Here is a 20,178-nt window from a genome sequence, read left to right as displayed (position 1 = left end):
AACAACTACCTCCGCTTACTACGAATAAGTGATGCACCACTTCGTGGTACCTCCCTTATTCTAGGTAATGCTCAGTAGTTACCGTTTTGTTTCACTCTCTATTTAACTACAATATTTACAATCTTATTAGGGATAACAATAACTTTAACGATGTTCTTACCTTCAGTAAACTTCTTGATCTTCTCATCTTCACGAGCAAGTTTTTCGATTTCATCCTTACTCATTCCAACTGGAACTTCCATCTTGTCTCTAAGTTTACCGTTAACTTGAACGATCAATTCTACTGTATCTGAAACCATTTTGCTTTCGTCATACGTTGGCCATGGTTGATAACTGATCGAACCTTCGTGTCCGTACTTACTCCACAATTCTTCCATCATATGTGGTGCAATTGGGGCAAGCAATTTAACGAAGCCTTCAGCGTATTCTCTAGGCATTGTATCGACCTTATGTGCTTCATTGACGAAGACCATCATTTGAGAGATAGCTGTGTTAAAGCGTAAGGCATCATAGTCTTCAGTTACTTTCTTAACGGTCTCATTATAGACCTTGTCTAATTTACCGTCATTCTTGTCGACAACATATCCTTCACGAAGTGTACTGTAATCATCATCATTGATAAATAATCTCCATACACGATCAAGGAACTTGTGAGCACCTGATAAGCCATTTTCAGACCAAGGAATTGAAGCATCCAATGGTCCCATGAACATTTCATAGACTCTCAAGGTATCAGCACCATATGATTCAACAACATCATCAGGGTTAACAACGTTACCTTTTGACTTAGACATCTTCTCATGATTATCACCCAAGATCATACCTTGGTTGAATAGTTTTTGGAATGGTTCCTTAGTTGGAACAACACCCAAGTCATACAATACTTTGTGCCAGAATCTAGCATATAGTAAGTGAAGTACGGCATGTTCGGCTCCACCGATATACAAGTCAACTGGTAACCATTGCTTCAATAGATCATAGTCAGCTAATTCTTTATCATTATGTGGATCGATATATCTCAAGTAGTACCATGAACTACCTGCCCATTGTGGCATTGTATTAGTTTCACGACGACCTTTACGACCGTTTTTATCAACCACATTTACCCAATCCGTTAAGTTAGCAAGTGGTGATTCACCAGTACCAGATGGTTTGATATCTGCTTCAGCAGGTAATCTTAATGGTAATTCATCTTCTGGTACCAAAGTTGTTTCACCATCTTCCCAATGAATAACAGGAATTGGTTCACCCCAGTATCTTTGACGTGAGAACAACCAGTCACGTAGTTTGTAATTAACAAACTTCTTACCGTAGCCTTTGTCTTCAAGGTATTCGATCATCTTATCAATAGCTTCTTTTTGGTGAAGGCCATCCAAGAAGTCAGAGTTGATATGTGCTCCATCACCACCAAAGGCTGCTTTAGTAATATCGCCACCTTCAACAACTTGTTTGATTGGCAAGTGAAACTTAGTAGCGAAAGCATAGTCACGTTCATCGTGAGCCGGAACAGCCATAACTGCACCTGTACCATAAGTAGCTAGGACATAGTCTGAAATCCAGATTTGAACTTTTTCACCGTTTACTGGGTTAATTGCATAAGCACCAGTGAATGTACCAGTCTTATCGTGATTCAAATCAGTTCTATCAAGGTCAGACTTACGAGCTGCTTCTTCTTGATAAGCTTTAACCGCATCACGTTGTTCATCAGTAGTAATAATATCAACAAGATCATTTTCAGGTGCCAAAACAACGTATGAAACACCAAAGACAGTATCTGCACGAGTTGTGAAGACCGTGATCTTCTTATCATCGTAACCATCAATTGGAAAATCAATATGAGCACCGATCGAACGACCGATCCAATTACGTTGCATCTCTTTGATATTTTCAGGCCAGTCGATCAAATCAAGGTCATCGAGTAATCGGTCAGCGTAGGCTGTGATCTTTAGCATCCATTGACGCATTGGTTTTCTAACTACTGGGAAACCACCACGTTCAGTCTTACCATCGATAACTTCCTCATTAGCGACAACTGTACCAAGATCTGGACTCCAGTTAACAGGAACTTCAGCCTCATAAGCTAACCCCTTCTTGTACATTTGTTCAAAGATCCATTGTGTCCACTTGTAGAACTTAGGGTCTGTAGTTTGTACTTCACGATCCCAATCGTATGAAAAACCAAGTGAATTGATTTGACGTTTGAAATTATTGATATTCTTTTCAGTGAAATCTGCAGGATTGTGGCCAGTATCCATTGCATATTGTTCGGCAGGAAGTCCAAAGGCATCAAATCCCATTGGGTGTAAAACATTGTAACCTTGAGCACGTTTCATACGTGCCAAGATATCTGTTGCTGTATAACCTTCTGGATGTCCAACGTGAAGACCTTGTCCAGATGGGTATGGGAACATATCTAGTGCATAATAGTTCTTCTTGTTCTTGTCAGTTGTAGTCTTAAAAGTTTTGTTCTCTTTCCAATACTTTTGCCATTTTTTCTCAACTGTATTGTGATTGTACATATCGTATCCTCCAAATAATTTGTCACGATAATAAAAAATCGCCCTATGAAATTAATCATAGGACGAAATTATCGCGTTACCACCTAAGTTCCGTTCTTAAAAAGAACGACTCTCGAATTCCTTAACGCGGACTATTCGTAATCACCTACTATTAGTTCAGCGATTAAACTTAAATGGATGAGTTCAGTCAAAGAAGTTATACGTTCACATTAACCACGTACTTTCTGAAATTCTTCTTTCACTTACTACTTCCGTTGTGTTATATACTATACCATTAACTTCTGTCCGACAACTAGTAAATCGGAATTTAAGTTATTATCTTGTTTGATCTGATCTGCAGTTGTATTAGCTTGTGCTGCAATCGAATCAATAGTATCACCATCTTGAACGGTTACACTGTTGTCATTTGAAGCAGCATTATCATTATTCGTAGTTGCAGTATTATTATCAGAATTTGAACTTGAGCCACCAGTTGTGCCAGTACTCAAAGTATTCTTAACTGATACAGCAACATTGGATGAACTATTTGATGCATCATACTTCTTAACACCGTCAGTCTCATCTTGAACAATAATTGGTGCTTGGTTATTACCATAAACATCAGAATTAGTTGTCGTATTTGTATCAGTTGTACCAGTAATATTGGCCATATTAGTTACCGTAACTGGTTGTTGACCATCATTAGTATCGTTACCAATGACCTTCAAAACAGTCAAAGTTTTACCTGGATATACATAACTGCTTGTCTTCAAGTTATTAAGTTCCATCAAGGTCTCAACTGTCATGTTAAACTTATCGGCAACTGATTGTAATGTATCACCAGATGCAAATACGTAAGTTTGATCTTGTGAATCTGTGTCAGTATCAAAACGAGTTAAATCGTACTTTTGGATGATGGCATTTAATTTGTCAGCATAAGTTGTGTCAGTAGCGTAACGACCTGTTAAATAAGCCGTAGCATCTTTATAAGATTCTGTATTACTCTTCCATGCTCCAGCGTAAATCTCAGGATTGCCTGAAACTCCACCTCTGATCAAAGAAACATAATCTTCTAGTGATTCCTTATAAGATGGATACTTTCTAAAGTTAGAACTGATCGAATACAAACTACCAGTTCCGTCATCTTCTTGAGTTCCCATGTTAACAGATTCACCATTGTATGAACCCTTAACACCAAACAAATTATAATTAGGTGCACTAGCAAGTCCACTAGTACCCCAGCCACTTTCTACCATTGCTTGTGCAATCATGACAGAAGCGTAAATATCATTATTGTCAGCTAACTTACGAGCTGAATTACCAATATAATTAATGAAGTTTTGGTCGCCAACACCACGAGGTGTTACCATACCTGTTATATTAGTAGTTGAATCATTTGTACTAGTGCTCGTAGAAGTTGCCTCAGCATAAACTGGCACAGTAGTTGAAACGTCAGCTAGTTGAGCAAAAGCTCCTCCAACGACTAAACTACCACCTAAGAAAGTAACATTCTTACGTAAATTTGCACTTTTAATACTTTTATTATTTAATTTAGTCAAACGATTTTCTTCACGAATACGTTCACGACGTGTAATAGTCATATTCATTTACCCCACATAAAAGCTTATACAATATTATATAATTTCTTAAACAAAATTTAAACTAATTGAGAGTAAAAACAATGAAAATTTCTAAAAAAATGTCTTTTTGCAATATCTTGCTGTTGATTTGTTTCATAATCTGGAGTACGTGCGTTATCAAGCAAACCAGCTTCATCAAATCATTCGACCAGGCAGTCATAGGCCAAATATACCATCACAATGATTTCTCACTAACTATATTTCGCTTTTTGACTTCTTTTGGAAACACTAACACAATCACAATTTTAACTATTATTTCTGTAATAATACTATCTGCAATGAAATATTATTATGCAGCTTTTTTTGTTGCGATGAATGAAATCATCATCTCACTGACTAATCATCTCATTAAGATAAATGTTCAAAGACCTCGTCCTGCTCATCACCATTATGTTTATGCCGGTGGCTTCAGCTTTCCGAGTGGACATTCATCCGGATCATTTGCATTGTACATTTCATTGCTGATCGTAATATTTATAATTGCTAAAAAGCTAAGCACGAAGGTCACATTTAGCATTGTTGCGATTGGTTTAGTTGCCCTGATCGGATACAGTCGTATTTTTTTAGGCGTCCATTATCCGAGCGATGTTGTCGGTGGTTACCTATTGGCAGCCACTATTCTCACGTTTACTACTCTACTATTCAGAGCCAAGGATCTTTCGATTCTTAAGCTCAAAGGCGTTTAAGATTAAGCCTATTATTAATAATACTAGAGAAGCAACGTACATATTGTGCAATCCAGAAAAAAGAATTTGTCTCATTTTGGGTAAAAGCTCTGCTGGCAAGGAACTGGCGGTTTGTGGATCAATTAATTGATTCATCATATCGACAGTTATTTTTTTGTTTTCGGCTGCTCCTTTAATTAAGGCAGTGTTAAGAATAATACCGTAAACTGAAACCATCATTGATTGACCAATTGTCCGCAACAACGTATTAAAACTAGTTGCTACACCAACATTTTCAGGAGCTACAACAGTTTGCGTCGTAACCGTAGTCGTTGTAATAGTCAAACCAAATCCTAATCCTGCAACAGCTGCTAGGCCACAGAAGTAAATAAACGGCGATGAAACTGTAGCTGTCAACAGTGCAATATTAGCAATTCCAATAAAGAACAAACTAATATAAATAATACGATTTGGTGCCATCTTCTTGATCAATGAACCTGCCCAAAATGAGCCTAAGATCCAGACGATCGAACTAGGTGTTACCGCAAATCCACCCATCGATGGACTAAGTCCCAAGATACCTTGCATCCAAGTAGGAATATAAGCTTCAAATCCAATCAAGAAACCACTTACTAATAAGGCAATAATATTTTGAATAACAAATGTTTTATTCTTAAATAATTGCAAAGGTAAAATTGGATCTGACACCTTTTTTTCCACTTTGATAAATAGAAAAATCGAAATCACTGAAATAGCTGCTAAGCCGATAGGTAATAAAATTGAACTTGCACTTAAATTTTGTAAAGCCAACATTAGTGGTAGAAGGATCAAAACTAATAATGCTGTTCCCGTGTAGTCAATCTTGACCTTATCGTGTTCACGTTTTTCTTCCTTCAAGAATACCCAAATCAAACCGATAGTAATCAAACCAACTGGCAAGTTGATCAAAAATACCCAATGCCAGCTTAATTTTTCAACAATGAAACCACCTAATAAAGGAGCAATGATGGCAGCAATCCCCCAAGCTGATCCATTGAATCCTAAGATTTTAGCTCGCTTATCTAATGGATAGATATCGGCAATGATCGTAAAGGTTAGTGGCTGAATGGCTCCAGAACCAAGTCCCTGAACCACACGTGCCAGAATCAACGTGATCATTGAATTAGACATTGCACAGAGTGTTGAACCCACAACGAACAAGGCTAATCCAAACAAAAGTACCGGCTTACGGCCGATAAGATCTGACAACTTACCATATATCGGTGTTGATACAGCTGTCATTAATAAATAAATAGAGAAAACCCAGTTCATCAAACTAACGCCGTGTAAACTACCAATGATAGTTGGCATGGCAGTCGATACGATTGTTCCCTCAACTGCAGTCATGAATGTAGCAATAAAAATTGCAATGGTAACGATCACTACATTTGATTGATTTTTTTGTTCCATTAAAAATACTTCCCCCTCAAAAACTGAATAATGCCATAAAAAAAACAGAGGTCCTTTAAGGATTTTACCCTTAAAGAAACGCCTCTGTAATCATCTACTATTCCTTGAAGAAACTCTTGATTTCGTCAACCTTATCAAGTTTTTCCCATGGAAGTTCAATATCTGTACGTCCGAAATGACCATAAGCGGCCGTTTGTTTATAAATTGGTCTTTGAAGATCAAGCATGATGATAATACCTAATGGTCTTAAATCAAAGAACTCATTGATACAATCAACGATCTTATCTTCTGAATATTTACTTGTTCCAAATGTATCAACGTGAATTGAAACTGGCTTTGCTACACCAATGGCATAAGCAATTTGAATTTCAACTTTTTCAGCGATACCTGCGGCAACAAGGTTCTTAGCAATATATCTTGCAGCATAACTTGCTGAACGGTCAACCTTAGTAGCATCCTTACCTGAGAAGGCACCACCACCGTGACGAGCGAAACCACCGTATGTATCAACGATAACTTTTCTACCAGTAAGTCCAGAATCTCCTTCTGGTCCACCAATAACAAATCGTCCAGTTGGGTTGATCAAGATTTTAGTCTTGTCATCCATCATATCTTGAGGAACAACTTCATCAATAACGTATTTTTTAATATCTCTTTGAACTTGTTCCAATGATGCTTCGGCCTTGTGTTGTGTACTGATAACAATGGTATCGATACGAACAGGCTTGTCGTGTTCATCATATTCAATTGTTACTTGTGACTTTGCATCTGGCATCAAGTAATCAATTGTCTTGTTCTTTCTAACTTCTGCAGTCTTTCGCATAAGCTTATGAGCTAGTGAAATAGGAAGAGGCATGAATTCTTTAGTTTCGTTTGTAGCAAAACCGAAGACAAAACCTTGATCTCCAGCACCAATTTGATCTAATGGATCAAAGTCAGCATCTTTACCACGCTTTTCAAGCGCATCATTAACACCTTGAGCGATATCAGGTGATTGTTCGTCAAGTGCGACAAGTACGGCACAACCATTACCGTTGAAACCAGGATTTGAACCATCATATCCGATTTCTGTAATAGTCTTACGAACAACGTTTTGGATATCAACATAAGCTGTCGTTGAGATCTCACCTACAACTAATACTAAACCAGTAGTAACAGTTGTTTCACAGGCAACACGTGCATTCTTATCCTTTGCTAGAATTGCATCAAGAATGGCATCACTAATTTGGTCAGCCATTTTATCTGGATGTCCTTCTGAAACTGATTCAGAAGTAAATAAATAATTTTTTGACATAATTTTTCCACCTTTCGGTTACAGGGCTTCTCCTTTTATTAATCACAATAAAAAAAGGATCCCATCAGGAACCTCTTAATAGATTAACACATATTTAATTTAAAACAAATTGACGAAGGCAATTTTCTACATTAATATTGCTTTATATACTGTAAGGAGTCCACATGAACAGCTTAACTTATAAAAAATACAAAAAAATATTTGCTTCATTGATCGAATTTTTAAGTTATCATATCTTTCCGTTTATTTTTATTTTTGGACATGACCTAAATAATTACTCTATAAATTGGTTTATGGCAATAATGGTTGGTATGGTGGCTATTTATAAAGAATATATTCGCAGTTTAAAACCAAATATGTATTTCAACGGTCTTTATAGCTTGATTTACGTAATTTTAATTATGTTGACATTTAAGAGTCTCAACATAAATGTAATAATTTTAATTTTCATTCAATTAGTCCTACTGTTCTCAACCAAATACATCGATGAAAAATACCAATTAGTACAAACACTAATAGACAATTTCATTGTTCCCAGCTTCATGTCAATTGCTATCGCATATACATATATGCACTTTATTTCCTTTAATTTTGTTGTACCACTGCTATTAGTTAATGTCGCCACTGTTCTGATCGATTACTTTGAGGGCGCACGCACTGACTACATTCAATTAGTAACACTTGCCGGCCTGACTTTGATATTATTCTTATTAGGATACATCAGCGCAATCACTTCGATCACAATCGTAGTTTTCGTAGTGGTTTCAGCATTATTAAAACAATTTAAACATTTATCTACATCTAATTTATTCTATCGAGTAATTGGAAACTTCCTATTATTAATCTGAAATGAGGTCTTAGATGCAAACAACCAAACCAAACTTTGATTGCTTCAACACTAACTCCAACGAGTATCCCGTTATCTTTAGTTTCCCACACAGTGGGACATTTGTTCCTGAAGATATTAAACGATCATTAAGGAAAGATATACCATTAACTAACAGCGATTGGTTCTTGAAAGAACTATACAGTTTCATTCCTGAATTAGGTTTCACTACTATTCAGAACAATATCAGTCGTTACGTTGCTGATCCAAACTTAGAAAATATTGAACTCGATAACAATTATCGAAACGTTATTCACCAAACAAATTCCTTTGGTCAGTCACTGTACAACGAGTCACTGAGTAAAGAGCAAATCGAACAGAGAATTTTAAATTTTTATCAACCCTATCACGACAAACTACAACAACTTATTGATAATAAATTGGAAGTCTTCGACGAAATATATTTAATCGACCTTCACAGTTTCTCACATTATCCCGGTTTTGAAATGATGTCTCCGGCTGATTTTGTGATCGGTAATGATTACGACAGTACTTCATCTAGTCAGATCAAAAACTGGCTTGCTAATGAGTTGAAACAAAGGAAATACACTGTTTCTGATAATTTCCCATTTACTGGTGGTCATATTACTAAGCATTATGGAGCTAGGAACAATATTCACACTCTCCACTTAGAAATTCGATACAATCGCTATATAGCCGATCGAGATTTTACTGCTGAAGAAGTAACTTCCTATGATCCTGAATTGTTCAGAGTTACTCAGGAAGATTTGTATAAAATAACTGAACTGCTTAAGGCTAAGCTTCATTAGTTTGTTTGTTTGCTTTTGGATGCCGCTGACGATGATCAACAATTCCATCTGCCCTAGGACCGGCTTAAGTCTTCGTCTTAAGCCTCGCTCGAAAGCCTGTAGTCTTTCGAGTCGTCCAGTGTTCTAAGCGATAAATCGCTTAGAACACGATTACGGCGGATTCCATTGTTGACCATCGTCAGCTAAATTTGTATTATTTCTAGTCCAAATAGTATCTATCTGACAGTAGTGTAATAATTGAGTTTTATATTTTAGAAACTAAAACAGCATATTATGACAAGTAGATGGGAATTTATGTCCCATTGTCATAATATGCTGTTTTTTGTAGTGGATAAGTAGAGCCGGAGGTCAGCAGTAATGGAATCCGTGGCAAAAGTGGTGTTAATGCGGCGATCTTCCGCATTTACAGCACTGGACGTCTTGATTGATTTGCGTTTTTTGCAAAGCAATCCAAGCGAGGTATGAGACCACTTTTTGGCTCAGACCGGTCCTGCCACAGATGGAATTACTGCTGACCGGAGGCGGAAAACTCTAAATATGTTTCAAATAATAAAACTCCTCTTCAGTCAACTTACCTGATTCAGACTTTTTAATATACTCACGAACTGTTTTTTGATGTTCAATCTTTAATTTTTTCTTTAAGCGAAGGTTCTTCATGAATCCGTAAGCCACGATCGAGACCGGAATCATTTCTAATAAAACGGTTGATGGAATAAGCCATGGCTTTTCATTAATTAAATTAAAGAACTTTTCTTTATCTTCTGCCGATGGTATTGATGGACAATGATGTTTTAACATTTCTATCGCACTCCTATTCCTAGAACTTAAAATTACTATCATAATAACCTATCTAAAAAATTATGTCATGAAATTGAGTGCAAAAAAAGAACTAGGACTCACTGTCCTAGTTCTAAATGTTTACTATTCGATGGAGGATACAGGGATCGAACCTGTGACCTCCTGCTTGTAAGGCAGATGCTCTCCCAGCTGAGCTAATCCTCCAAATAGTGACCCGTACGGGATTTGAACCCATGTTACCGCCGTGAAAGGGCGGTGTCTTAACCACTTGACCAACGGGTCATAACTCGTCAAGAAACCGTACATTTACGTATCCCTTTCTCAAGCACAAAAAATATTATATATTAGATACATAGACGTGACAAGTCTTTTTTCAAGTTTTTATAAAAAAATTGTTGGAGGTACACTTTGAACGTACAAAATTACTTTGAAAATGGCGAAACAATGGACATCGCCAAAGATATGCTGGGGCACACTTTTACCTATAATTCTGAACAAGGAAAGTTTTCTGGAATCATAGTCGAAACAGAAGCCTATCTTGGACCAATTGATATGGCTGCTCACAGTTATGATGGTCGTCATACTCCTTCGAATGATCCACTCTATCAAGCAGGTGGCACAATTTATATTTATTCGATCCACAGCTGGTTGGATATGGATATCAGTGTTCAAAAAGCTGGAACTCCCAATGGAATTTTAATTAGAGGATTACAACCGATTGACGGGATCGAAATGATGGAAGAAAATCGTCACCAAACTGGTTTCAACGTCTCCAATGGCCCTGCCAAATGGATCCGATCGTTTGGCATTCGTGATAAGGAATTATCAGGCACTATGCTTAATTCAGGCAATTTTATTTTTTCAGACAAAAAAGTCCAGACCCCTAAGAATATTCTGGCAACACCAAGAATCGGTGTCCCAAACAAGGAGCCTTGGACTTCTAAAAAAATGCGTTTTATCGTTGAAGGAAATCCCTACGTATCTAAAATGTACAAACGAGATATGAACCTGGACACTTACGGATGGTTATAATTTATCACTTCTAGCACGCAATGAATAAAGGATCGTAACGGTATCAACTACCTCTTGCAACATTGCACCGATAATCGTCGGAATCAATCCGAAACCTGCGATGATCATCAACATGATACAAATAAAAATACCGATCAGTACTGCTTCACGTGCCACTTTTAAAGTATCACGCGAAATTTTAACAACATCGCCAACCTTACTCAAATCATCTTTCAAAATTACCGCATCAGCTGATTCACTGGCGGCGTTAGCACCTTTATAACCCATGGCGATACCAGCATCTGCTAAAGCCAAAGCTGGAGCATCATTTACTCCATCGCCAACCATGATTGTTGGATGGTAGTCAGCATCTAGATTTTGAACGATCTTAACCTTATCCTCCGGCAAACTACTTGGAAAGGTTTGTGTTATACCCACTTCAGAAGCAACCAAATCGGCTGCTTCTTTTTTGTCGCCAGTAATCATCAAGATATTATTGATTCCAAAATCTTTTAATCTCTGAATAGTCGATCTCGATTCAGGTCTGATTTGATCCATCAAACTGTAGACACCGGCATATTTGCCATCAATTGAGACATAGACACCAGAACCTGCAACTTCATCAACTTTTGTATCCGTGACGAATTCACCTTGACCAACTTTAACAACGTGTCCATCGATCGTACCCGAAATTCCTTGAGCGGTGAACTCTTTGGCATCATTGATATTTTGTAATTTTAAATTTTTAGCTAATGCATAGTCAATGATTGCCTGTGCCATGACGTGACTGGAATTCTGTTCAACCGATGCGGCATATGAGAGAACCGTATCGTAATCGAATCCAGATTGTAATTTAAACTCATCGACTACTAATTTTCCTCTAGTAATTGTTCCTGTCTTATCAAAGGCAATCGACTTCGCTGACGAGATCTTTTCTAGCGCTGTACCTGATTTTACGATAATACCATTTCTACTAGTACGGCTCATCCCTGATACAAAGGCAATTGGAGCAGCCAATATCAGCGGACATGGCGATGCAACTACTAGAACCTGCGCTATTCTGACTGGATCTTTGGATAAATACCAAGCCAACCCAGCAATCACGTAAGCAATGATCGTGAACGGAACCGCATATCTATCTGCCAAACGAACAAAGTGAGCTGGATTAGACGCCGATTCCTTAACCAACTTAACAATTGCTTGATACTCACTATCAGCAGCAATCTTTTCAGCTTTCATCCTGAATGAGGTCTCACCATTAATGGAGCCTGACATAACGTGTGAATCCACACTTATGTTGACTGGAACTGATTCACCAGTTAATGACGACTCATCTACTTCCGATTCACCATCAATAACTACTCCGTCGACCGGAACTTGCTCTTTCGGACGAATCAACAGTGTATCGCCAATCTTAACATCGTCAATATCAACATCCCTAACATTACCATCTGATAACAAATGTGCTTGTGAAGGAGTGTTATCTAGTAACGTCTTGAGTTCACTCTTAGCCTTATTGGCAGCATATTCTTCAAGCGTATCTCCTCCAGTTAACATCAGAAGTACGATCCAACCGGCCCAATATTGACCTAGAGCAATTGTAGCGACTATTGCAGTTATTGCTAACAAATCAACTCCGAAGTCTCCACTCTTCAAGACTTTGATCATATCGACAAACATTATTAATGCTAGCACCAAACCTAAAACACTAATGATCACTTGTGCCCAAAGGGGCTTATGGAACAAGAACTCTAATGCAAAAGCAACTACACCAATAGATAATGTACTATATAACTTTATCTTATCTGAATTCATAATAATCCCTCCTTTAAGATTAAGATAACATTTTAAAAGCTTATATAATACATTCTTCTATCGTTATAACAACATCGTATATTCATAACATATTTTTGGCATAAAAAAGGCTCTACCGCATGCGGTAGAGCTGATTTAATCATTAAAAGAATCCTTGAATAGAACTCCAAACAATTTGTAAATTTAAGATTGTCAAAACAACCGTACACGTCCATGCCAATATATTTACCCACAATTTATTAGCGAATCGTGGACCCATGATTTTTTTAGAACTAGTAAAAATCGTCAACGGAATCATTGAGATCGGTAAAGCCACTGACAAGAATACTTGTGAATTGACTAGTAAATTATCAAGTGCTGTTTCCTTACCACCGTACATGATGGTACAAATCAAAACTGGAATCACTGAAATCAGTCTAGTAACTAATCGACGTGCCCACAGAGGCATCTTCATGTGAATAAAGCCTTCCATGACAATTTGACCAGTTAATGTACCGGTAATAGTGGAATTTTGACCTGAAGCTAATAAAGCGACTGCAAACAGCATTGATAAGATTGGTGATGCAACAGCTCCAGCCATATGTGGATTTTGCAAAGCAGCGTAGAGATTTCCGAAAGTTCCCAATTGTTCGGTTGGTTTACCAAAGAACATTGCAGCACCTAGTAATAGAAGCAAGCAATTGACGATGAAGGCACCGCCAAGTTGAATATTAGAATCCCAAGTTGTGTACTTTACTGCCTTAGCAATATCATCTTCATTATCATGATTAAACTTACGAGTCTGTGAAATGGATGAATGTAAGTACAAATTATGCGGCATAACTGTGGCACCAACAATACCTAATGCCATCGTTAATTCACCAGGATGCATTATTCTTGGTTGAGGGATGAATCCTGCCATAGCTTCTGCCATATTAGGTTGTGCTATAGCAACTTCATACAAGAAGACAGCTAGAATGACCAAGATCAAGCAAACAACTATAGCTTCGATCTTTCTAAATCCTAACTTTGTCAGTAACAATAAAATCAAAACATCGAAAACTGTCAATGAGACACCGATTACTAATGGTAATCCAAACAATAATTCCAATGAAATGGCACCACCAATAACTTCAGCAATATCGGTCGCCATAATCGCTAATTCAGTGGTGATCCACAAAACGATTCCCAAAACTTTACCAGTATGTGCTCGAGTTGCTTGAGCCAAATCCATTTGCGTCACTATTCCCAGTTTAGCCGCCATATATTGCAATAACATGGCGATTAAACTCGAAATCAGAATAACAGACATCAATAGGTATCCATACTCTGCACCACCACCGATCGATGTCACCCAGTTACCAGGATCCATATAGCCAACAGCTACTAATGCTCCCGGTCCTGAAAATGCCATGAGGTTCTTCCAAAAATTATTACCTTTCGGTATCTCCACTGTGCTATTGATTTCTTCTAGTGAAGGTCCATTAGCGTAGTGAATCAATTTTTCTTTTTTTGAATTCATAGCAACATCTTTCAATACTGTCACCTCCTACAGCACACATAATAAAGTCATTTTTTTAGAAGTAAAGTATTTAGTTAACCCCTACCTAAATATCTATAAATATTTATATAAAAACAAAAAGCAGCCAATCCACTGTAACACTAGTGGTTGACTGCTTTTCAGTACTTTAACTTAAAAATTATTTGACTAATTTATCCCAAATGACGACTTGTCTATCTGCAAGAGATTGCTGAACATTGATAATTCTTTGATTAGAACTTCCCCTAAATTGTAACGTCAGATCCATCTTATCTTTTAAAAATCTACCATCGACTAAAATATCTAACAATGATAATAATTCCAACTTATCATCAGAATCCTTCAGTAATTCTTCCCAGGTGTAACCTGACCATGACCAAATATCTTTTGAGTGACCGAATTCTTGACGAACTCTCTTACACAACTTCAAACATACTTGGGTATTGATGAATGGTTCTCCACCTAGAAGTGTCAATCCTTGAACATAGTCGTTACTCATGTCCGTTATGATCTGATCTTCTAACTCCTGTGTATAAGGCTTTCCATAGCGGAAATTTTGAGCAGCAACGTTATAACATCCCGGACAATGAAAGGGACAACCGCTGACATACAGACTGCACCGCACTCCTTCACCGTCGACAAAGTTAAATGGTTTATAGTCAGCTATGTATTGTTGACTAAGATCTTTCGCTAACCATTCTTTGGGAGTCGGATTGTTTGGCCCTTTCGTATTTTGCGGCATTTTGTATCATCTCCGAAGTCATATTTTTCTTACGTGAAGCAATTTCAACGTGTCTACCGTGAATCATTGGACGTTGTTGCGGATTACCTAAATATCCACAAGTACGCTTTACAACATCACAATATTGCGGATCATGGTTACCGCATTGAGGACATTCAAATCCACGAGCAGTCGCATTGAATTCACCCTTGAAACCACATTTGAAACACTGGTCGATTGAGGTATTCGTTCCTAAGTAACCGACATGATCATATGCCCAATCCCAAACAGCTTCTAAGGCTTTAGGATTTTGTTTCAAATTAGGATATTCGCAATAATGAATAAAGCCGCCTGAAGCGTAATGTGGGAAGATTTCTTCAAAAGTTAATTTGTCGAATGGTGAGGGATGCTTTCTAACATCGTAATGAAAACTGTTTGTATAGTATTCTTTATCAGTAATATCGGCGATACGACCAAACTTCTCAATGTCATCACGGCAGAAAGTATCTGTAAGTGACTCGGCTGGTGTTGAATATAAACTGTAATGATAGCCACTGTCATCAGCCCACTTGCTGCACTTATCACGTAACGCACGAACAATGCTTTCAGCAAAATCATGAGCTTCTTGATTATCTTCCCATTGATTGCCAAAGAATTCTGTACATACTTCATACAAGCCGATATAGCCTAACGAAACTGTCGCACGTTGATTCTTGAACAATTCATCAACACTATCCCCGGCCTTCAAACGTTTACCGAAGGCACCATACATGTATAACAAGGGAGCATTCTCAGGTTTAGCATCCTTCGTACGTTCAACACGATACTCTAATGCTAACTTACAAAGCTTCATTTTTTCTTCGAAAATTTCCCAGAATAATTGCTTGTCACCATGTGATTCTAGTGCAATCCGAGGGAGATTGACTGTAACCACACCCAAGTTCATACGTCCTGAATTAACCTCCTTGCCATTTTCATCCTTCCATCCTTGCAAGAATGAACGGCATCCCATTGGGGTTTTAAAACTTCCTGTTATTTCTTTGATCTTGTCATACATCAAAAGATCGGGATACATCCGCTTAGTTGAACATTCTAGAGCTAGTTCCTTAATATCATAGTTAGGATCTTGCGGATTCAAATTTAGTCCACGCTTAACTGTAAAAGTTAGCTTAGGGAAAATTGCTGTCCGATGTTCCTTACCTAAACCTTTAATACGAATCTTCAAAATCGACTTTTGGATTTCACGTTCGATCCAACTAGTTCCCAGGCCAAAGTTAATAGTCGTAAATGGTGTCTGACCTTGTGAAGAATACAAGGTATTGATCTCATATTCTAAAGCCTGCATAGCATCGTAAATGTCTTTTTTAGTTTTGGCTTTGGCGAATTCTTCACGCCTATCCTCAACGACCCATTCTTTTGCATCTTTCATATGCTTGTCATAATTAAGTTGTGCATATGGTGCGAGCAATTGGTCGATTCTATTGGCGGAGCAGCCACCATACTGAAGTGAGGCAACATTAGCAATGATCTGTGACATTTGAGCCGTAGCAGTTTGAATGGATCTTGGTGAAGATACCCAAGCATTTCCAATCTTAAAACCATTAGTAAGCATCTCGTCAAAGTCGATCAAGCAGCAATTTGTTTCTGGTGTTACTGGTGAATAATCCAAATCATGCCAATGTAGATCTCCACGGAGATGTGCTTTAGCAACTAATTCTGGCAACATTTTTAGCCCCAAAGCACGGCTGGCAACCCCTGCTTCTAAATCACGTTGTGTATTAAAGATCTTACTATCTTTGTTAGCATTCTCATGAACGATTCTTTCATTATTGCCAAACAACTTATTGATATTCTCTTCAACGTTTGTGGCATCTTTGAAGTCTTGTTGTTCAGATTCAAAATAGGCTTGATATTCAGCGGCTTGGCTGACCAGATGATATTTTTTCAACAAACTAATGATCTCATCATGCAGTTGAGAAGTCTCAATTACAAAAGAATCTTGATATTTATATACCAAATCATCTTCGACTTTTTGGATCATTTCTTGATCATCAAGCAATTTATTCAATACAAATTCAATTTTATATGGATAAAAATCTGTCTTATCTCCACATCTTTTTAAGACCGGAATACTCTTCAAAGTATCCAGTACATTTTGGCTTTTTACCTCGTACATATTACACACAACCTTTTCAGTGAATGAACCTATTATATTGGGTAATTTTGCTTAAATCAATATCTAGTGGTAGTAGCAAAATGTTTCACACTATATGTGGTATGAGTTTTTAGATAATAAAAATATTTTTGAAGAATGTTTCATAAAAATGATTCAAAATTAATACAAAAAATCAAGACTTTCATTTAGAAAATTATTTACGGTATTTTAATTTTTATGCCAAAAATATATAGAAAAATATTTTTCGTTTATCGGAAGTTAAGTGAAATCCATTGACATGGTGACACAGTGTCAATATACTTGATTTATATTAAAGTGACACCTTGTCACCAAGGAGGACACATGACTTCTACAACTTTTAATAATTTAGATGACCCAAAAAAGAAACGAATTTTAGATGCTTTACTCATTGAATTTTCAAATTACAAATTAGCCGATGCTAAAGTCTCGCGAATCGTCGAACAAGCAGGAATTGCCAGAGGTACCTTCTACAAGTACTTTGATGATCTAAAAGATTCCTATGAATATCTTTACCGTCTTGCATTGCATGACATTCATCAAAGCATTTCAACAAATACCAGTGATGGCCTCAAGCCAGATGAATACGTTGAGCAGACACGTGAGTTCATTGAACACAGTAACAATAGTAAATATTATAAGCTTGTCAAAATGCACATGCTCTACAATGAGAGCTTTTTTATTTCTTCTTTCAATAATCACTTGATAAGTGGAAATGAATATTTATGGGCTACACAAGTGATGATCCATGATGCTATTAAGCAAATCATGATATCACCTGATTCAAAAGAAATGATCTTAAAAAAATTAGCTAACGTCTTAACAACCTTAGCTAAAGAGGAGAATTAAATGTTTTTGTCATTAAAAGAAATAAAAAAAGAAAAATTTAGATACGGCTTGATCATCGGGATGATTGTTTTGATCTGTTACTTGATCTTCATTCTAACTAGCCTAGCCATGGGATTAGCACAACAAAATACCGATGCTATCGACTCATGGCATATCAGCAGTGTTGTATTAGATAAAGATTCTAATACCAGCATGACTCAATCTTTAATTACTAAAGACGAAATAAAAAATACTGAGCTAACTTCCAAAGAGGCGTACATTGGTCAAGCTGCCGTCGTGGCTAAGAAATCAGGTAGAACTAATGAATCTGCACAATTTCTAGGTTTGAACAATAAACAGTTCATTGCTAAGAATTTAGTTATAGATTCTGGACACAAGGTGAATAAATCAAACCAAGTTGTCGTTGACACCAAATTTCAAAATGACGGTTACAAACTCGGTGACAAGATTCAGTTCAGCTCTTCCAACAAAAAGTATACGATCGTTGGATTTACTAAAAATGCTAAGTTGAACATTGCTCCAGTAGTCTACGGAGACATTTCAGAGTGGCAAAGTTTGAAGAATATCAATGGTCAGTTTGTTGCCAGTGCTATTGTCTCTAAAAAAGCAAATTATCAAATCAACAACGATCAACTTAAGTCCTACTCTAGATCAGCCTTCGTAGCCAAATTACCAGGATATTCAGCTCAAAATTCCACTTTCACTTTTATGATCGCCTTTTTGATGATCATCTCATTGATTGTGATTGCCGTATTCTTATACATTTTGACTATTCAAAAAATTCAAAATTACGCCGTTTTAAGAGCCCAAGGTATTCCTGCTAAAACACTGGTTGGTGCAACGATTTCTCAATCGATCACTCTCGTAGTTAGTGGATTAATAATTGGAGTCATCTTAACTGCTGCAACCGCCTTTGTAATTCCTGCGGCTGTTCCAATGAGTTTCAATATTCCAATCTTATCCGGAGTTGGAATCGGTTTGGTTTTAACAGGATTACTCGGTTCATTAATACCTATCAAAATAATCTTAAACGTCGATCCCGTGAGCGTAATTGGAGGATAACTTATGGAAACTTTACAATTAAACAAAATCAACAAATACTTCGGAACTGGATCAAGTCGAGTTCATGTTCTGAAAGACATTAATTTCACTGCTAAAAAAGGTGAACTAAATCTAGTCATTGGACCTTCTGGTTCAGGTAAAAGCACCTTTCTGACTATCGCCGGGGGATTACAAACACCAACGAATGGAAATGTTGAATTAGAAGGAAAAGCTGTTAAATCAATGTCCAATAAACAGCGTGATGCCTTACGATTAAACAAGATCGGCTTTGTTTTACAAGCTCATAATCTGATTCCTTATTTAACAGTTCAAGAACAATTTCAATTAGTCAAGAAAGTTAAGAGACAACATAATTTGACTAATTTGTCACTAGACTTACTATTACAAAAGTTGGGCATCGAAGATTTGAAGAACAAGTATCCTAGTGAACTATCTGGTGGACAAAATCAGCGTGTCGCAATCGCTAGAGCACTTTATACAAAGCCTGATATAGTATTAGCAGACGAACCAACAGCTGCCCTTGATAGTGAACGTGTCGTTGAAGTAGGTAAAATTTTTCAACAACTGGCTCGTGAACAAAATACCGCTGTAATCGTAGTAACACATGATTTAAGACTGATAGAATTCGCTGACAATGTGTATCAAATTATGGATGGGAAAATGACTTTGAATAACGATATGAAATTAGCTTAGAATCAAGTTAACAGAGGGGGCGTGTCCTTTCGTTCAGCAATAGTTATTAACGGTCACAAAAGAAACAGCATATTATGGCAAATAGATTGGAATAGTTTATATCCAATTGCCATAATATGCTGTTTTTATTTATAAAATATAAAATTTAATCATTACATTATTACAGCGTAACCTTACCCTTTAGTCTAGAAACAGCGCAAACCCAGCTGACGGTGGCCAATAATGGAATCAGCCGTGATAGCGTACTTAGCGATTTATCACTTAGTACGCTGGACGACTCGGAAGACTACAGGCTTCCGAGCGATGTCGAAGAC

The 20,178-nt window shown here is 37.2% G+C and carries 16 protein-coding genes, 2 tRNA genes, 1 riboswitch and 1 other annotated feature; of the genes, 7 read left to right on the top strand and 11 right to left on the bottom strand.

What is annotated here, in order from left to right; translation table 11 throughout:
* Positions 1–98: 98 nt before the first annotated feature.
* Together leuS and U8519_RS00170 are read right to left on the bottom strand one after the other, a co-directional pair.
* A complete protein-coding gene (gene leuS, locus U8519_RS00175) occupies positions 99–2,519 on the bottom strand; it encodes a leucine--tRNA ligase (RefSeq protein ID WP_334328320.1) in 2,421 nt (806 codons plus the stop codon).
* 55 nt (positions 2,520–2,574) lie between these two features.
* Positions 2,575–2,783, bottom strand: a binding site (T-box leader).
* Positions 2,784–2,785: 2 nt separating this feature from the next.
* A complete protein-coding gene (locus tag U8519_RS00170; protein ID WP_334328319.1) occupies positions 2,786–4,099 on the bottom strand; it encodes a glucosaminidase domain-containing protein in 1,314 nt (437 codons plus the stop codon).
* Positions 4,100–4,416: 317 nt separating this feature from the next.
* Between U8519_RS00170 and U8519_RS00165 the strand changes: the two genes are divergently transcribed.
* Positions 4,417–4,824, top strand: a complete 408-nt coding sequence (locus U8519_RS00165) for a phosphatase PAP2 family protein (protein WP_334328318.1) — start codon at positions 4,417–4,419, stop codon at positions 4,822–4,824.
* Here the strand turns inward: U8519_RS00165 and U8519_RS00160 are convergent.
* Positions 4,777–6,252: an MDR family MFS transporter gene (locus U8519_RS00160; protein WP_334328317.1), complete on the bottom strand. Its 1,476-nt coding sequence runs from the start codon at positions 6,250–6,252 to the stop codon at positions 4,777–4,779. The genes U8519_RS00165 and U8519_RS00160 overlap by 48 nt on opposite strands.
* A 97-nt stretch (positions 6,253–6,349) precedes the next feature.
* Positions 6,350–7,546, bottom strand: a complete 1,197-nt coding sequence (gene metK, locus U8519_RS00155; protein WP_334328316.1) for a methionine adenosyltransferase — start codon at positions 7,544–7,546, stop codon at positions 6,350–6,352.
* Positions 7,544–7,630, bottom strand: a riboswitch (SMK box riboswitch). Its footprint overlaps the gene before it by 3 nt.
* 80 nt (positions 7,631–7,710) lie before the next feature.
* Between metK and U8519_RS00150 the strand changes: the two genes are divergently transcribed.
* Positions 7,711–8,394, top strand: coding sequence for a hypothetical protein (locus U8519_RS00150; protein WP_334328315.1), 684 nt, complete (start codon positions 7,711–7,713; stop codon positions 8,392–8,394).
* Between the two features lie 13 nt (positions 8,395–8,407).
* Positions 8,408–9,202, top strand: coding sequence for an N-formylglutamate amidohydrolase (locus tag U8519_RS00145; protein WP_334328314.1), 795 nt, complete (start codon positions 8,408–8,410; stop codon positions 9,200–9,202).
* A 531-nt stretch (positions 9,203–9,733) separates the two neighbouring features.
* On the opposite strand, the gene U8519_RS00140 is transcribed toward U8519_RS00145, so the two are convergent.
* The 3 genes from U8519_RS00140 to U8519_RS00130 form a co-directional block, all read right to left on the bottom strand.
* Positions 9,734–10,000, bottom strand: a complete 267-nt coding sequence (locus U8519_RS00140) for a hypothetical protein (RefSeq protein WP_334328313.1) — start codon at positions 9,998–10,000, stop codon at positions 9,734–9,736.
* Between the two features lie 131 nt (positions 10,001–10,131).
* Positions 10,132–10,204: transfer RNA gene (locus tag U8519_RS00135), tRNA-Val, on the bottom strand.
* Between the two features lie 6 nt (positions 10,205–10,210).
* A tRNA-Glu gene (locus U8519_RS00130) sits at positions 10,211–10,282 on the bottom strand.
* A gap of 126 nt (positions 10,283–10,408) precedes the next feature.
* On the opposite strand from U8519_RS00130, the gene U8519_RS00125 reads away from it, so the two are divergent.
* Complete coding sequence (locus tag U8519_RS00125) at positions 10,409–11,032, top strand: DNA-3-methyladenine glycosylase (RefSeq protein ID WP_334328312.1); 624 nt, start codon at positions 10,409–10,411, stop codon at positions 11,030–11,032.
* Here U8519_RS00125 and U8519_RS00120 read toward each other — a convergent pair.
* The 4 genes from U8519_RS00120 to nrdD all read right to left on the bottom strand — a co-directional run bounded on the left by U8519_RS00120 (position 11,027) and on the right by nrdD (position 17,242).
* Entirely contained in the window at positions 11,027–12,826 is a 1,800-nt protein-coding gene (locus U8519_RS00120) for a heavy metal translocating P-type ATPase (RefSeq protein WP_334328311.1), read from the bottom strand. The two genes, U8519_RS00125 and U8519_RS00120, sit on opposite strands and share 6 nt — an antisense overlap.
* A 142-nt stretch (positions 12,827–12,968) precedes the next feature.
* Complete coding sequence (locus U8519_RS00115; protein WP_334328950.1) at positions 12,969–14,327, bottom strand: Nramp family divalent metal transporter; 1,359 nt, start codon at positions 14,325–14,327, stop codon at positions 12,969–12,971.
* Between the two features lie 178 nt (positions 14,328–14,505).
* Positions 14,506–15,087, bottom strand: a complete 582-nt coding sequence (nrdG, locus tag U8519_RS00110) for an anaerobic ribonucleoside-triphosphate reductase activating protein (RefSeq protein WP_334328310.1) — start codon at positions 15,085–15,087, stop codon at positions 14,506–14,508.
* Positions 15,023–17,242 carry an anaerobic ribonucleoside-triphosphate reductase gene (nrdD, locus tag U8519_RS00105; RefSeq protein WP_334328309.1) on the bottom strand — a complete coding sequence of 740 codons (2,220 nt, stop codon included), beginning with the start codon at positions 17,240–17,242 and terminating at the stop codon, positions 15,023–15,025. Before nrdD ends, nrdG begins: the two co-directional genes overlap by 65 nt.
* 342 nt (positions 17,243–17,584) lie before the next feature.
* Here nrdD and U8519_RS00100 point away from each other — a divergent pair, with 342 nt between their 5' ends.
* Genes U8519_RS00100 through U8519_RS00090 form a run of 3 tightly spaced genes read left to right on the top strand, consistent with a single transcriptional unit; the run spans position 17,585 to position 19,864 of the window.
* Positions 17,585–18,109 carry a TetR/AcrR family transcriptional regulator gene (locus tag U8519_RS00100; protein ID WP_334328308.1) on the top strand — a complete coding sequence of 175 codons (525 nt, stop codon included), beginning with the start codon at positions 17,585–17,587 and terminating at the stop codon, positions 18,107–18,109.
* Positions 18,110–19,171, top strand: a complete 1,062-nt coding sequence (locus U8519_RS00095) for an ABC transporter permease (RefSeq protein ID WP_334328307.1) — start codon at positions 18,110–18,112, stop codon at positions 19,169–19,171.
* Between the two features lie 3 nt (positions 19,172–19,174).
* Complete coding sequence (locus U8519_RS00090) at positions 19,175–19,864, top strand: ABC transporter ATP-binding protein (protein ID WP_334328306.1); 690 nt, start codon at positions 19,175–19,177, stop codon at positions 19,862–19,864.
* Positions 19,865–20,178: the final 314 nt, after the last annotated feature.

It is taken from the genome of Companilactobacillus sp. HBUAS59699 (assembly GCF_036913575.1).
In the GTDB taxonomy this organism is placed as follows: Bacteria; Bacillota; Bacilli; order Lactobacillales; family Lactobacillaceae; genus Companilactobacillus.
The sequence above is the reverse complement of the archived record's forward strand: the minus strand, read 5'-3'. Positions and strand labels throughout refer to the sequence as shown.

Bases quoted from the DNA above. Each gene is read 5' to 3' on its own strand.
- U8519_RS00160 (WP_334328317.1), bottom strand. From the start codon at position 6,252: ATGGAACAAAAAAATCAATCAAATGTAGTGATCGTTACCATTGCAATT.
- U8519_RS00145 (WP_334328314.1), top strand. From the start codon at position 8,408: ATGCAAACAACCAAACCAAACTTTGATTGCTTCAACACTAACTCCAAC.
- U8519_RS00090 (WP_334328306.1), top strand. From the start codon at position 19,175: ATGGAAACTTTACAATTAAACAAAATCAACAAATACTTCGGAACTGGA.
- U8519_RS00170 (WP_334328319.1), bottom strand. From the start codon at position 4,099: ATGACTATTACACGTCGTGAACGTATTCGTGAAGAAAATCGTTTGACT.
- U8519_RS00165 (WP_334328318.1), top strand. From the start codon at position 4,417: ATGAAATATTATTATGCAGCTTTTTTTGTTGCGATGAATGAAATCATC.
- nrdD (WP_334328309.1), bottom strand. From the start codon at position 17,242: ATGTACGAGGTAAAAAGCCAAAATGTACTGGATACTTTGAAGAGTATT.
- U8519_RS00100 (WP_334328308.1), top strand. From the start codon at position 17,585: ATGACTTCTACAACTTTTAATAATTTAGATGACCCAAAAAAGAAACGA.
- U8519_RS00150 (WP_334328315.1), top strand. From the start codon at position 7,711: ATGAACAGCTTAACTTATAAAAAATACAAAAAAATATTTGCTTCATTG.
- leuS (WP_334328320.1), bottom strand. From the start codon at position 2,519: ATGTACAATCACAATACAGTTGAGAAAAAATGGCAAAAGTATTGGAAA.
- U8519_RS00095 (WP_334328307.1), top strand. From the start codon at position 18,110: ATGTTTTTGTCATTAAAAGAAATAAAAAAAGAAAAATTTAGATACGGC.
- nrdG (WP_334328310.1), bottom strand. From the start codon at position 15,087: ATGCCGCAAAATACGAAAGGGCCAAACAATCCGACTCCCAAAGAATGG.
- U8519_RS00115 (WP_334328950.1), bottom strand. From the start codon at position 14,327: ATGAATTCAAAAAAAGAAAAATTGATTCACTACGCTAATGGACCTTCA.
- U8519_RS00140 (WP_334328313.1), bottom strand. From the start codon at position 10,000: ATGTTAAAACATCATTGTCCATCAATACCATCGGCAGAAGATAAAGAA.
- U8519_RS00120 (WP_334328311.1), bottom strand. From the start codon at position 12,826: ATGAATTCAGATAAGATAAAGTTATATAGTACATTATCTATTGGTGTA.
- metK (WP_334328316.1), bottom strand. From the start codon at position 7,546: ATGTCAAAAAATTATTTATTTACTTCTGAATCAGTTTCAGAAGGACAT.